At 37.2% G+C, this 15,053-nt stretch carries 14 protein-coding genes; 1 reads left to right on the forward strand and 13 read right to left on the reverse strand.

What is annotated here, in order from left to right:
* Nucleotides 1-12: 12 nt before the first annotated feature.
* The 10 genes from RV15_RS13860 to pepA form a co-directional block, all read right to left on the reverse strand.
* Complete coding sequence (locus RV15_RS13860; protein ID WP_071878613.1) at nt 13-684, reverse strand: hypothetical protein; 672 nt, start codon at nt 682-684, stop codon at nt 13-15.
* Nucleotides 685-703: 19 nt separating this feature from the next.
* Complete coding sequence (locus tag RV15_RS13865) at nt 704-1,789, reverse strand: WxLIP family cell surface protein (protein WP_071878614.1); 1,086 nt, start codon at nt 1,787-1,789, stop codon at nt 704-706.
* Nucleotides 1,790-1,981: 192 nt separating this feature from the next.
* Nucleotides 1,982-2,836 carry a WxL domain-containing protein gene (locus RV15_RS13870; protein ID WP_071878615.1) on the reverse strand — a complete coding sequence of 285 codons (855 nt, stop codon included), beginning with the start codon at nt 2,834-2,836 and terminating at the stop codon, nt 1,982-1,984.
* 66 nt (nt 2,837-2,902) lie between these two features.
* A complete protein-coding gene (locus tag RV15_RS13875; RefSeq protein ID WP_071878616.1) occupies nt 2,903-3,727 on the reverse strand; it encodes a WxL domain-containing protein in 825 nt (274 codons plus the stop codon).
* The gene (locus RV15_RS13880; RefSeq protein WP_071878617.1) at nt 3,714-4,037 is read right to left on the reverse strand and encodes an EF2685/EF0750 family sortase-dependent surface protein; all 324 of its coding nucleotides are present in this window, start codon (nt 4,035-4,037) and stop codon (nt 3,714-3,716) included. The genes RV15_RS13875 and RV15_RS13880 overlap by 14 nt, the downstream gene beginning before the upstream one ends.
* 16 nt (nt 4,038-4,053) lie before the next feature.
* Complete coding sequence (locus RV15_RS13885; RefSeq protein ID WP_071878618.1) at nt 4,054-6,585, reverse strand: WxL domain-containing protein; 2,532 nt, start codon at nt 6,583-6,585, stop codon at nt 4,054-4,056.
* Nucleotides 6,586-7,108: 523 nt separating this feature from the next.
* Nucleotides 7,109-7,726, reverse strand: coding sequence for a YtpR family tRNA-binding protein (gene ytpR, locus RV15_RS13890; protein WP_071878619.1), 618 nt, complete (start codon nt 7,724-7,726; stop codon nt 7,109-7,111).
* Between the two features lie 186 nt (nt 7,727-7,912).
* Complete coding sequence (locus tag RV15_RS13895) at nt 7,913-8,371, reverse strand: universal stress protein (protein WP_071878620.1); 459 nt, start codon at nt 8,369-8,371, stop codon at nt 7,913-7,915.
* Between the two features lie 64 nt (nt 8,372-8,435).
* On the reverse strand, nt 8,436-8,750 hold the full coding sequence (locus RV15_RS13900; RefSeq protein WP_071878621.1) for a thioredoxin family protein: 315 nt from the start codon (nt 8,748-8,750) through the stop codon (nt 8,436-8,438).
* A gap of 10 nt (nt 8,751-8,760) precedes the next feature.
* Entirely contained in the window at nt 8,761-9,837 is a 1,077-nt protein-coding gene (pepA, locus tag RV15_RS13905) for a glutamyl aminopeptidase (RefSeq protein WP_025871924.1), read from the reverse strand.
* A gap of 240 nt (nt 9,838-10,077) precedes the next feature.
* Between pepA and RV15_RS13910 the strand changes: the two genes are divergently transcribed.
* Entirely contained in the window at nt 10,078-10,419 is a 342-nt protein-coding gene (locus tag RV15_RS13910; protein WP_025871922.1) for a PepSY domain-containing protein, read from the forward strand.
* A gap of 99 nt (nt 10,420-10,518) precedes the next feature.
* Here RV15_RS13910 and RV15_RS13915 read toward each other — a convergent pair whose 3' ends face one another.
* From RV15_RS13915 to RV15_RS13925, 3 genes are read right to left on the reverse strand one after another with little or no spacing between them, the layout of a single operon-like run.
* The gene (locus RV15_RS13915) at nt 10,519-11,121 is read right to left on the reverse strand and encodes a TMEM175 family protein (RefSeq protein ID WP_071878622.1); all 603 of its coding nucleotides are present in this window, start codon (nt 11,119-11,121) and stop codon (nt 10,519-10,521) included.
* A gap of 20 nt (nt 11,122-11,141) precedes the next feature.
* The gene (locus RV15_RS13920) at nt 11,142-12,953 is read right to left on the reverse strand and encodes an ABC transporter ATP-binding protein (protein WP_071878623.1); all 1,812 of its coding nucleotides are present in this window, start codon (nt 12,951-12,953) and stop codon (nt 11,142-11,144) included.
* A complete protein-coding gene (locus RV15_RS13925) occupies nt 12,950-14,665 on the reverse strand; it encodes an ABC transporter ATP-binding protein (protein ID WP_071878624.1) in 1,716 nt (571 codons plus the stop codon). Before RV15_RS13925 ends, RV15_RS13920 begins: the two co-directional genes overlap by 4 nt.
* Nucleotides 14,666-15,053: the final 388 nt, after the last annotated feature.

Consider the following 15,053-nt stretch of genomic DNA (forward strand, 5'->3'; position numbering starts at 1 on the left):
GTCCTTTAGCTGTTACCTTTTTGCATTCTTTAATTCAGCTTCGTCGACTTTATATAGTTCAAAAACCTGTTTTTGATAGTTGCGGACACGTTGAATATCCTTTTGGTAATCCTCTACCAAGACTTCATTACCATATAACTCCTCAGTTACCCGCATCGCATTTGTTCCAATGTCTTGCATCGCTTTATAATAACGATTTAGGGTCAGCTGACCTTTTTCTGAATTAATGGTGCTGGCCTTTTTGGCACCATAACTAGAGATGGCACTTGCCAAGTAACGAATATTACCATTAATTTTTTCTTTATTATCACTTTCTGTTTTGGCAGATTCTAACTGTTGCTCAAAATCATTCAATAAGAAATAACCTTTGACAACAGAGGATTCATCTTCTTTGGTTAATGCAATTGATTGATAATACAAGCCTAGCATACTACCTGCGCCAAATAAAAATACTGTAGCTAAAAACGTAATAACTAGACGTTTTTGGTTTCTTTTTTCACTCTTCAGCTGCTTTCGTTTACGAGCTAATTGCCGCTTATGCTTAGCATTTTTCGCACGTCTTCCTGCAATTTTTTTAATTTCTCTACTTGTTTGAATAAATAAAAACATAGATAGTAAAAATAACAAAAAACTGAGTACGGTTAACGTAAGAGCGCCTACTATGATTATTTCAATTATAGTCATCTTATCCGCCTATCTTGAATTATCTATTTTGAGATTTCTTTCTTTTTTTGCTTTGCTTTTTGTTTTTTTTCTCATTTAGCACACGAATCAGTACAATACTCGCCACGATCACACTAAAAATACCGACGGCTATCCCAATAATCAATGGCCAATTGATTCCTTTTTCTCTGACTAAATCAACATCGTCATTATTAAATTTATCTGCTTGATCATCAGAAATCGTAAATTCTTGCTCCCAAGACCACTTTTGGTCACCTGCGACAGCCAAAATATTCGCTACGTACTTGCCTGGGATCATCTTTTCACCGTTCATACTTATAGGGAAGTTTAGAAACGTATTCGGAGCCATATTCATTTCAGTCTTTTTTGTTTCATAAAGAACTTCTTTTTTCCCTTTTTCTGTGATTTGAACTTCCATAGATAATTTTTTCAAGAAATTAGCTTTGGTATTTGAAACATTTGCAAAGATTGCGTTGCGATAATTGTATTGGTTTGCTTCTACTTTATTTAAAGTCAACTCAGGTTTCACTTCGACTTCGGTTTCTTGCAGCACCATACCTATCAGATAAGCATACTTATTAACAACCGCTGCACCATTGCCTGAGGACTTCTTCTCTTGAGGCTGATCATCAGATAATTGTTTTAACTGAATCCCTCCCACGATAATGCCATCATACGATGTTTTGGGCATCGTTAGCTCGATGTTTAATGTTTTTTCTTCTTTAGGCTTCAATTCAACTTTATCTGGTGCTTTTACTAAATCTACAAAATCAAATTTTAATGACGGATCTTTCTCTAGTTGACTAGGGCCATACTCAATAACGCCACTGGAATTGGTACGCGTTCCATTAATGCTAACGCCAATTACTTGTTCTTTATCGCTTAAGTTTTTTAAGACTATATCAACCGTTTGCTGTTGTCCAGGAGACATTTGTAAATCAAAGTATCCCTTTTGCTCTTTTTGATTCTCTGGGTAATGGACTTCATAATAGAAACCGCCTTGTTCTCCTGATGTAGTCTCATCTGCATATGTAGTTTGATTTGTACCTACGATAGCTAAAAAAGCTGTCATTAGGAAAATTATATGTTGTATTCTTTTCGTCATTTGGTCATCATCCTTTACATTAATCAAGATTGAGCCTGAGGTGGACGAGATAACAGCATTTAGAATTTGCTGTAATCGTAATAATTGCTTTTTCCCGCCGTTTATTCGGATTTAAAGAGCGAAACAAAACAGTATTTTGTTTTGTCCCACTCTCTTCAGGCTCTAAATCTGAGTAAAATTTAGTTTATTATTTTACGCTACTGGTGTGTATTCAATAGACCAAGTAATTTCTGCTTCGTACGTTCCTAATTCAATCGTTTGCGCTGGAACATCTAGAAAGACTGAATTTGACGCTTGACCGATACCTGTTGTTGGTGCACCTTCACGAGCAATTTTTGCAGCAGTAAAGTCAGCAGATTGACCATATTCTGCAGTGTATGTTCCTAAACCTACAGCACCAGTTGAAGTAGTGTTATCCAATACCAGTTGTGGTCCTGCAGCTGCATTACCTTCACCAAAAGCTAGCTCTAAGTTATTTGGGTTTCCTGCTGGCCATAATGGAAGCTCTTTTTGTGTTGAGTTCAATACGCCATTTGTGTAACGAAGTGTTGCTTTGTTAAGTTTTGCTGGATCAGCTGCTGCACCTTTTAAGGTAAATTGTTTTGTTAATTCAGCTTTGACTGCATACGTGTGATCAGCTCCGGCACGTTTGTCAGTCCATTGAACAAAAGGTCCACGAACAACGTCTACTGGAGTTGCTCCATCTAGATCCGTTTGGCTTAAATTAATTTCTTTCGCTGCATAGGTTTCTGTTTTTGTTGATACTTTTTGTTGACCAAAGTTCAACGCTGCAACTCTATCAATTGTAATTGAGCCAAAACCTGTTGATGGGTTTTCAGTAACATCGTTTTCATCTTTAGGTGTTACTTCTTTATTTTCATCTTCTGGATCTAGTTTTCCATTGCTACCTGTATCTTCAACGTATTCTACAGTACCTTTACCAGCTAAACTTTTTTGTACTGTATCAGCAGAAGCTGTTACCCCTCCGACTAATGACGCTGCAATAACTGCAGTTAATACTGTTGCACATAATGCTTTTGCTTTCATTTCATTTCCTCCTATTGTGTGTGTTTATGATTTTATATAGTTACTTGTTTTACAAGTTAACTCTATTTAGTTTGGCAGAGCGGCTAATAGCCATGTTAACTCTGTCTGATATTGTACCGGTTTAATGACTGTGCCCTCTGGGATAGATAAGAAAATCGCCTTGTTTTCAAAAACTGGCTGATTCTCAAAAGCTTGATCTAGCACAGCTTCCCCAGAAGGTTTCTGTTTTAGAAAGAGCGTATTGTCCCGATCATTGGTATTCGTTTTTGAAGCGCCAAATTCAATCGTCCACTGGCCTTTCCCACTATTTTCACTCGCAACTGCAACATTTTGAGTGGTTGCCAATTCAGTTATTTCAATAGTATCTTTGACAACATTTGGTGGTGTTTCTAAAGGATAGGCACTATTAGCCCAGCCATGATCGAAGGATAACGTAGCACCTCTAAGTTCCTGCGCTTCCGTTTCCTGAATCACCGGATTTTTAAATTGGTATTCTTGACGTACTTGCAATGTCCAGCCTTGTTTCCCAGAACGTTCATCTGTAATTTGAACATAGCTGCCTCGCGGTGTGGTTCCGTCATGAAATAATTGAGCATTAGCAAAAAATTGGCGATCTTTTTCTTGAATCTTATTATTGCCAAAATTTAAGGTTGATACAAAATCGATTCGCAGTGGCCCTATCGTTGAAGGACCAGGCCCTGGGTTGACAGGATTTTCTGGATTCTCTGGGTCAACAGGACCGGTTGGAAGATTGCTTATCATCTCCACTGTACCAGCCCCTGCTACATTTTGCTCTTCCGCCTGACTGTACGATACGTTAATAAAGAAACTACTTAACGCAAGTACACTTGCACTAGAGAAAAATAAATGAAGAGAGCTAATTTTTTTCATTTTTTTCCTCCTTGGAATTTCTAAACTTAAACCAGACAACCACTGCTATGATGATGAGTAAGCCGCCCAACCACGGAAGACTTTTTTTTACAAGTTCTCCTGTGCTTGGATACTTTCCTTCTGGTTTTACGATTGGGTTTTCTGAAGTGCTGGTACTCGTTATTGTAGGTTCAACGGATTCTTCATAGAAACCGATCACTCCGTCAACCGTCACCTCACCGCCATTAGCGTATGCTTTTGCACTATGAAATATTCCCAGCATCATGAGAAACAGCAGGATGAAATATAGAGTAGTATGCTTCTTTTTCATTTCTTTCCTCCTTTTTCTACGATACTGGCGTCGCTGCAAGTTCCCACAGGATCTCTCCTTCGTAACTACCCATTTTTTTCACATCGCCTGGGTTTACTTCTAGTTTTACGCCATCACCCGTTTGTGTACCTGACCAAGTATCACTAATATTATAGGGATCTTTTGTAAGTGTATCGTGTACCATAATAGGCAGCGCCGTATCTTTACCTATGATAATTTCGTCACCATCATAGACATATCGAACAGCGTTTTTTAGAACAGCAGAAGGATCTGTTGTGCTAGTCATTTCTTTGGTTAATTTTGCCGTTAGTGTCCATCTACCAACTGAGGTCCGATTATCCTTAACAATCAAGTCCTTATCATAGATTGGATCATTTACTCGAGTGACTTTTGCATTATATTTCTGTTGCCCAAATTGGATTAATTCAGGTGCAGAGACTAAGCGAAGCTGCCCTTCAAAGACGTACTGGACAACTCTACCGCCTGCTGGAAGAATAATCTCATGTTGATCAGCAGGAAAATCGATTAGTTTATAACCGTCGTTTTCCAGCTTACTGATAATTGATGCAACGTTATATTTACTTTTATCTGTTAAGTCGATTTTGTCTACGCCAACTGTTCCTGGAATGGTTTCACTTTTGTTCAGTTCATTTTTATTCTCATCAACAAACTCTACGATCAAGTTAGCTGTAGCCTCTGTTAATTTAAATAGCTCTACGTTTGATTGTTTCCCTTCACTATCGATTGCATAGACTTGAATGTTATGTGGTCCTTCTGGGATTTCTGCAGCAGGAATCGTAAATTCGTATGGTAAAGCTGTATTAATGGCTGTATTAGGATAAGTCTTTGTAGCTTTAGCAGGCTGTTCGTCTACTTGATACCAAATGGTTACTTGCTCAGATTCCTGATCGGTAAAGCTTCCTGACAATGTGTAATCAACGCCCAATGACTTATCTTCTGTTTGATCTAATGTAATGATCGGCGGTGTAGGTTCAATTAATTTGAAGACTTGTACGTCAGACTCATTTCCTTCTTTGTCTCTTACGTAAACCGTGATCGTGTGATTTCCTAATGGAATATCTGTTGCATCTAGGTTAATGGTAAAGAGTTCATCTATTCCTTTATTTGGATTTAAAATCGTGCCACTTAAAGATTGAGCCGGTTTCCCATCAATTGAATAAAATAATTCTACCGAAGAACTATCTTTATCCTTCCATTTCCCTGTCAGCATGTAAGCTTCTCCTGTGGAGAAATCTTTTTCTTTATCTAATGTCAATTCAGGTGGGTCTTGAGGAACACCACCATCTTCTGTCACTGATATATCTAAAGCGATATTCCCAATGCTATTTTGACCTAACAACAACTGATCCCATTTAAAGGCATATACTGGGTGGTTGTACTTATCTTTAATTTGCATGCCTCTTCCCGGATCGGCCTCTAGGGCCATTCCAGGAGCGTAAGGATTCCAGGCTGGTGTTGCTGTCCCAGTTCCAGTATTTGTTCCAATATAGTCAAAGATACTTCTAGGTGTTGAACTATATGAATAATCTGGATGCATCGTCTTAGGTTGGTTCTCATAACCATCGCGCCAAAAGTACACGCGATATGGCGTATTATCTGGTGTTAGCTGAGATGGTGTCTTACCATCAACTCCAACATATAATCCTTCAAGATTTCCCAAGGAGTAGGTTGGTGTATTACTATGATTTCCTGCTAAGTCGGAATGAACACCATAAGCAAATGTATAGTCCGCTTCCTCTGCTAATAGGTTCTGATACCTAATATCTGCTTTCACTCTACCTTGCTTCATTTTGCCATTTGTACTAATCGGCGTCATGGTTACTCTGATAGCTCCTGCGGGTACACCACTTTTATACACTATTCCATACGCTCTTAATTTTGGTGCATCAGGATCAGGATATTGATACAACCGTTGAATTCTAAAATTTCCAGTCAATGATCCTTCGTAAGAATTAGCAAATTGGTATTTAGAACCCGTAACCATTTGACCAGTTGGTGTTTTCATGAGTCCTAAAGCATACGATTCTGCTCCCATTAATCCTTGTATATAGTTATACGACATCCACGTTTGAGTTGGTCCAGTTGCTCCACCTTGTTTTCCTTCAGCTACTTTTGTTACAATTTGAAACTGACCTGCACTAATTGCCGAACTGCCGATTGTCTGGCCTTTGTTAGACAGCCCGCCTGTACCATCCGCACTTTTAGTATCAATTGAGCCAAAATACATATAGTATTTTCGCTTTGCTGAATTGTTTTGTTCAGCAACTGGAAATTCCACTGGTTCATTTGTCAGCATTTGCTGCCAACCTTCTAAAGATTCGCCATCATCTATTTGGCGAAAGATGGCATCCATATCTTCTCCCGCTCGAGGTAATGGTGTTAATAACTCAGATAACAGCCCACTATTTTGTAGTTGCTCATTTCCAAACGTTGTAGCTTCTGCTACAAAAGTTGATCCATAAATTACAGAGGAAAATAGAATTACCCCGAAAATGAATTTGATGTTTGTTTGAAATTTTCTCCACATATACAAAACACTCCTTCTCATACTACTCCATTACTATTTTTTACTTAAACAAATTAATTAACACTTCTTCATATTTTTAATGTGAAATACATTTTCTTTCTATTATTTCAAACAAATTCATCTATTTTGTTTTTTAAATTTCATATAATTATTTATTTTATGTTTTATCCACCTAGAAATTATACTTTATATTTATCATCATAAAAATTCATCTTATCCTTTTTTTTGGACAAAAGATGAAATATACTCTTTTTTTTTTGACATTTTATCTAGTTAAATAGCATAAACACACCTTTTAATCACCAAAAGTTATTTATAATAAAAAAAGACAGATTTAATTAGTCCCTTTCAAAATGAAAACGGACCAATCAAATCTGAATTAGTTTTATGCTATTTTGTTAACAGATAGCCTGTCACTTACTATGTTATTTTAAATAGTCTAACTTCTCAACAGTTTTTTTAGCTACTAATATAATTAGTTAATATTTTTTATAAATAATTGAACATCTTACTACTACTTTTATCATTTATTTATAGGAAAAGCTTCTCCTACTACTGCATCAAACGGCAATTCTAAAATTCCTTTTATGGCTGGCGCATCAGTTAAGCGCAATTCTCCTGCCGAACAAATCATACCAAAGCTTTCCACACCGCGTAAAACGCCTGGCCAGATCATCAAACCATCTGGCATCATAGCACCAGGTTTTGCGACAACCACTTTTTGTCCTGCTTTGATGTTGGGTGCACCACAAACGATTTGTAAGACTTCGCCATTATCGACTTCTGTTTGTGTGATTGATAAATGATCAGAATCAGGATGCTTTTTACAAGATTTTACAAAACCGATGACGATTTTGGGATCATTCTCTTTAACTAAGGTTTCAGTAAAACCAGCTTTTACAAGCTCTTCATTTACTTTCGCTAATTGCTCTTCAGTCAACACTACTTGACCCTGTCCTTCAATCTTTCCTAAAATCGTTGATGCGTCAAAAATATTCCATGCAACTACTTGACCAGATTCAACTACACTTACTTGTGACACATTCCCTTTACGTTCCACACGATTTTCTTGACCTTTATCGTCTGCTACGATGACCATCAAGACATCGCCAACATGTTCCTTATTATAAGCAAAAATCATTTTTATAACTCACTCCATTTTTATCATTTTTCAAGCGACTATCTTACAATAGACGCTCTCTTTTGTCCTATTTTAACAAAAAGGTAACTTCACTGCATGATATTTTTTCTTAGCGATTGTTGTTCCAGAAAAAAATAAGTGAAACAAAACGGTTACGCCTTGCTTCACCTATTGTATAGTTACTATTTATTTTTTCTTCTCAGGATGGACGATCAACACGTCACATGGTGCATGACGAATGATGTAGCTACTAACACTGCCAATCATTAACCGTTCTACAGCATTTAAGCCCGATTGCCCTACCATGATCAAATCAACAGCATATTTCTCTGGTAAGTCTTTGCACATCATATCTTTTGCTGAACCATAGGTTACAACAGGTTCTACGTTAGAAAAATCAACACTTTTAGCATAGGCTTTACAGTCATCTAGTAATTCTTTGGCATTTTCTGTTTCTTGATCTAACAAACTATCATTCAAAGAAGAATACCCCATCATTGTATAGACTTTATTTTCTATCACATGAGCGACAATCACACGACCATTGTTTCTTTTAGCTACTTCAATTGCTTGTTGATAGGCTAAATTCCCTTGATCACTACCATCTACACCTACTAAAATATTCTTATACGTTTGTGTTAGCATCGTATCCATCTCCCGATTATTTTATTTTATCTCTTGAATCGGCTAGCTATTATCGATTAAAAACTTAACTGACGCTTTGTAAAAAGGTCGTGATTTCTTCTTTGGTTTTACGGTCTTTGTTGACTAAACGGCCTAACTCTTTGCCTTGGTCAGTCACAACAAAACTTGGAATCCCAAAAATCGTCCACTCAGAAGCAAGTTCCATAAACTTATCACGGTCTACCTCAATAAAACGAAACTCAGGAAATGCTGCTTCAATTTCAGGCATGACTGGTTTGATAAAGCGGCAATCCCCGCACCAATCTGCCGTAAAGAAGAAGACACTTTTGCCTTCTGCTACGAAAACAGCCAACTCTTCATAGGATGTTGGAATAATCATCAGCAGTCCCCTACTTTCCGTAAATGATCGTATTAACAGTTGTTTTATCTAGACCTTTTAAGACTTGGATCAACATTTCACGGGCTGCCTCAAAGTCTTTGATATTAAACATGGTTTGATGTGTATGGATATAACGTCCGCAAACACCAATTACAGTGCTTGGCACACCATTATTCGTTGTATGAGCGGCACCTGCATCCGTTCCACCTTTAGAAACAAAGTATTGGTAAGGAATGTTGTGCGTTGCTGCTGTATCTAATAAATATTCACGTACACGAGGCAATGTGATCATACCTGGATCGTAAATACGCAACAAGGTGCCTTCCCCAAGATGTCCGTAAGTACCTTTTTTCGTTTGGATATCATCTGCTGCTGAACAATCCACAGCGAAGAATAAATCTGGGTTGAATTTGTGTACTGACGGTTTAGAACCACGTAAACCAACTTCTTCTTGAACGTTAGCACCAGCAATCAACGTGTGACCTAATTGTTCATTTTGCAACGCTTCTAATGCTTCTAATACTAACGTACAGCCGTAACGATTATCCCATGATTTACTGATGATATTTTTACCATTAGCTGTTTTGATCGTTTCCGTTTGCGGTACGATTGAATCTCCTGGGCGAACGCCAAAGCTTTCCGCTTCTTCTTTTGATTCAAAACCAGCATCGAATAAGACGTCGGTCACTTCTAATTGCTTTTGACCACTTGTTCCGCGTAATAAATGTGGTGGCACGGAAGAAGAGATACATGGATAATTGCCTTTACTTGTTTTTAATGTGAAACGTTGGGCTGATACGACATAAGGATTCCAACCGCCTAAAGGAACGACTTGGAATAATCCGTTATCTTTGATTTGTGTCAGCATAAAGCCAACTTCGTCCATGTGAGCAGCAACCATAACGCGCGGTGCATCTTGTTCTTTCGCTCTTTTTAGGCCAAAAATCCCACCTAAACCATCATATTGAAGCTCGTCTACTAATGGTGCCATATTTTTCTTCATATAAGCACGAATATCATCTTCAAATCCGCTTGTTCCTTGTAGCTCTGTTAATTCTTTAATGCGTTGAAATGTTTTTTCTTCCATCGTTGTATTATCTGCCAGTGATCCTACCTCGGATCAACCATTCTTTTTTGCAAAAAAATAACATGATTTTCAAGCAAAAACGGCAGATACTCCTTTCATATGATTTCACCTTCATTATAACGCAAAAATTTTCAATTGCCCACGTTTTTTGTTTTTCGATATTTTCATACAATGTGTTAGAATAGAGTTAAAGCTGAAGTTTTTTGGCAAACATTTGAAAATACTCGGAGGTTATTCCCCATGAATGAAGAAAATGAATTAAGCTATTTTAAAGGTGGCTTAGCGATTGGCGTGAGTCTTGGCATCTTAAGCGGGATCGCTTCAACTTTATGGTACCAGAAAAAACGCACATTGGATGCGGATTTGGTTTTAGAAAACGTGAAAGAAGCCTTTTTGAAAGAAGGACCGATCGAAGGCTCTTGGATCGAGTTTGAGAAAAAACCATTACGGAAGTTTGCAGTACATTCAAAAACTTATAATGGCGGGATTTCACGTTTAGAAGATGGCGTTATGGTTCAGTACGAATTTACTGCTGACGCTTTTACAGGCACTGTGATTGATGTGAAACGAATCAAAGATTGAGACAAGTAAATAGAAAAGCCATTAGCGGACTGAATCTGATAGTACATCAGACTTAGTCCGCTAATGTATTTTTTACTGTTACCAAATAATCAGTCTGACTCATTTAAACGATTTCTTTTCTCTGTTCGCCTCGAACACCTCTTCATAATTCGTTTTTAAAAAGTAACTGATGATCGGCACTCCAATAAACAAGAGCAATGCTAACTGAGGAATAAAATAGCCAACTCCCATAACTGTTAGGACTGCCAAGTAATACATTCGATCATGCTTTTTATACATTTCTTTAATGTGCCCCACTTTCTTTGAGGTCTTTTTTGCTAAAGGAATGGCTTGGGTAAAAAGACCACTAAACATCGCATTGATAAATATTAACAATAAACCATACACCAACGCTGGCAGTTGCTTACTTGAAGCTTCCATCAACCATTTCGTACAGATTGGAATCAAAACCAAAGAGAATAGAAAGCATGTATTTCTAAAAACAAACCGTTCATTGATTTGTTCTATCCGCTCAAATAATCTTCGCTGATTATTCCAATAGTCTGCAATAATGAAAAAGCTAATGGTAAAAGTAATCAAACTTCCAATAAATTGCCCATATCCTTCCTTATTGGGCACTGGAATTTCCAGTGCCGCAATGGTTATCACAATCGCAATGACAGCATCACTAAATAATTCGATTCTTAATTTACTAGTATTCATTCTTGATTTACCTCCTCTTTTTACGTTGAAGCTGATAAAAACTGGCTATTATAAATATCTGCATATACGCCTTGAGCTGCTAGCAAGTCGTGATGGTTGCCTGATTCCACCACATCACCATGATCCATCACAATGATTTTACTTGCACCATAAATCGTGGATAACCGATGGGCAACAACAAAGCTTGTCCGTCCAACTAATAATTGTTTCATCGCGTTTTGAATCAACATCTCTGTTCGAGTATCCACATTGGAAGTTGCTTCATCTAAAATCAAAATCTCTGGATTGGCTAAAAAAGCTCTGGCAATCGTGATCAATTGCCGCTGTCCCTGAGAAATATTATTTGCTTTTTCATTCAGAACTGTCTGATAACCCTTTGGCAGCTTTCTGACAAATTCATCCACATACGCAGCTTTCGCCGCAGCATAAACTTGTTCTTTCGTCGCATTTGGTTGACTATACGCAATATTATCGTAGATCGTTCCAGAAAAAAGCCAGGCCTCTTGTAAAACGATACCTATTCGCCGGTGTAACTCTTCATAACTAAGATTTCTACTATCAATGCCATCTATTAAAATACTACCGCCTGAAATATCATAAAAGCGCTGTAGTAAATTTAGTAGTGTGGTTTTCCCTGCTCCAGTATGTCCAACAATCGCAATCGTTTCGCCTGGTTCAACAGTTAAAGAGAAATCCTTCAATAATAATTCTTTGCTATACCCAAATTGAACATGGTCAAATCTGACTTTTGCTGTGTCATCTTCCCGGTTAACAAATTTCCGATCATAAATTATTCGTTCTTTTTCGTCTAATATTTTAAAAACCCGTTCTGCTGATGCAATAACTGATATCATATCACTCCAAATTTGAGAAAACTCACTGATCGGTTTAGAAAATTGTGTTGAGTATTGCAAAAAGGCTTGTAAATTCCCAATCGGAATGTTCCCTGTTAAAACCTCTACCGCACCGAAAGCACAGCTGATAACATAAATCAAATTTTTCATTAAAATTAAGATCGGCATCATAATATCAGCAAAAAATTTTGATTTACAACCTGTTTCATACATTTCTTTGTTAATATGCTCGAATTGATTAAAAGCTACTTTTTCATAATTGAAACTTTTTATGACCGTGTATCCATCGTAGGCTTCTTCGATGTAGCCGTTAAGATTGCCTTGGGCATGAAGATATTTTTCAAGGTTAACGCGTGCTTTAGGTGTGAAATAGCGTGTAATCAAATAACTACACGGTACAATCAAACAAGCAGCTAAGGTTAACTTCCAACTAATGGTCAGCATGATTCCAATCATTCCAATCACTAATACAAAACTAGACATTAGTTGTACAAAACTTTGCTGGAGCATCGTCGCAATGTTATCCATATCATTGATTGCAATCGACATTAAGTTTCCATTGGACTGCTCATCGATAAATGAGCTTGGCAAATTACTGATTTTTCTTTTCAAATCATTGCGCAAATTTTGAGTCGTTTTTTGTGCGATAGCCGTCATTAAAGCTTGTTGTAAAAAATCAGCGATAAAATTCCCAAAATACAGTAGCCCAACCAGCACTAGAATCCACACTAATTTGGTAAAATCTACCCCAGTTTTTGAGCTTACTCCTTCAAAAATCAATGTTGTCGCATTTCCTAAGATCTTCGGGCTAACGACTTGTACCATTGTGCCGCCAATAGCTAGTAGTAATACCAGAACAAGCAGCCACTTATTAGCTTTCATATAGGACATTAAACGGCGGAATGTTCTAAACATTTTTTTAGAGTTCACTCCTAATTCTCCACTTTTCATTTGTTTTTGTGCTTCCTTTATAGTCATTCTACTGCCTCCATTTGAGACAAAATAATCTCTTGATAGACTGAGTTATTTTGCTTTAATTCCTCGTGAGATCCAAAACCAACTAATTTCCCTTCATTTATGACGGCGATATGCGTCGCATTTTTTACTGTCGTAATACGCTGAGCCACGATAATCTTAATTGACTTTTTCAATCCATTACGAATATTTCTCTGTATTTTGGCATCTGTTTTAAAATCTAAACCAGAAAATGAATCATCAAATAAATAAATAGGCGCTTTCTTGATAAAAGCTCTAGCTAAGCAAAGCCTTTGCTTTTGTCCACCAGAAAAATTGCCGCCATTTTTCTCTACTAAACCATCTAATCCGCCTGAGGCTTCGACAAAATCTGCTGCTTCAGCTAATTTTAGCGCTTGCCATAATTCCTTATCAGAAGCCTGCTCATTTCCAATTCGTAAGTTTTCACGAATGGTTCTAGAAAAAAGCTGATTCATTTGTGGAACTAGGCTTACTTGCTCATGCCATTTTGTCTGAGTAATTTGATTGATTTTTTGATTATTGAATAAAATAGCTCCGTCAGTCGGATCATATAAACGATCAAGCAAATTTATGAGCGTTGTTTTCCCGGCCCCAGTACTGCCGATAATCGCTAAGACTTCCTCAGACTGCACAGAGAAAGAAAAATGATCGATAGTATTTTCTTCCGCTTCATCATACCGAAAAGTTACATCCTCTAACACCAGTTGATTTTTTTCAGTTTGATTTATCTGAAGCTGATTTTCTCCATCTTGAATCTCGTTTTGGTATTCCAACACTTCGTTGATTCTTTTAGCAGAGGTTTGCCCTCTAGGAATAAATGAAATCACCATCGTCAAAATGCCGATGCCGCTTAAAATCTGTCCAGCATATGAAATAACCCCGATCATCGTCCCAATTTCCATTTGCCCGACATTGATATCTTTGGCTCCCAACCAAGTAATTACCACAGTCGCCACGCTCATTACCAATGTCATAAAAGGAATCAAAAAACTAACCAACACATTGGATCGTATCGCTAATTTAGTATATATGTCGTTCTCTTTTTCATAGCGTTTGTATTCCGTCTCCTCTTTATTAAAAGCCTGTATGACTTGAATCCCAGTCAAGCCTTCTTTAAAAATCAAATTTAGTTGATCAATTTTCCCTTGTACTTTTTCAAAAAGAGGGTTCGCATACCGAAACGTCAACAAACACGCAAGCAATAATAGAGGTGTAACGGAGATAAAGATCAACGTTAGGCGCGCATCTAAACGGTACGAAAAATAAAGACCGCCAAACAAATAAATAGGAGCAATTATGATAAATTTCAAGGCCATTTCTACTAAATTTTGTACTTGAGTTACATCATTTGTATTTCTTGTAATTAGTGAAGAAGCACCGAAATGATCCATTTCTTTTTGTGAAAAAGAAGCTACCTTCTTAAATACTTTTTCTCGCAATTTTTCTCCAAGTTTATTGGCAATTCCCGCAGATAGATACACACTGACTGCAGCGGATCCAAAGCTAACTGCAGAAAAGAGCAACATCAACAGCCCTCTTTGCCAAATCACTGTTTGATTATTTCGAATTACTCCTATATTGATTATCTCAGCCGTAAGTGTGGGTAAATATAAGTCACTTAGCGTTTGTACAAACAAGGATAAAATAACAATCGTAGTAGTAACTATGGGTAGATATATCAGTATTTTTTTCATTTCCAGCCTCCATTTTTCTAACGCTCTCTTTTACTCTAAAAAGTGTTCAGTGTTTAAGCCACCAATGATGCTTTTTACAAAAGTCATAAAATAAAAATAAACACGCTAACATCAAATCATCTCCTTATCATTATTTTTTATATTAGTTCAAAAACAAAGAAGGTACCTTTCAAAAACCATTCTAAAGGTACCTTCTTTAAAAGTCAACGTTTTTTCGACAGGTACCTGTCGATTTAACATTTCTTATAAAAATCCTAATAAAAAAATAGACTGTGGCTGGGACATAACTCTGCGAGTCACATCCTGAGCACTTGAAATCCGGATAAACGGTGGGAGCAGAAGCAACTACTAGGCTCTGCTTCGATCACATCAAATTCTAAGTGCTAAA

The sequence above is a fragment of the Enterococcus silesiacus genome, from assembly GCF_001886225.1.
Lineage (GTDB): Bacteria > Bacillota > Bacilli > Lactobacillales > Enterococcaceae > Enterococcus_L > Enterococcus_L silesiacus.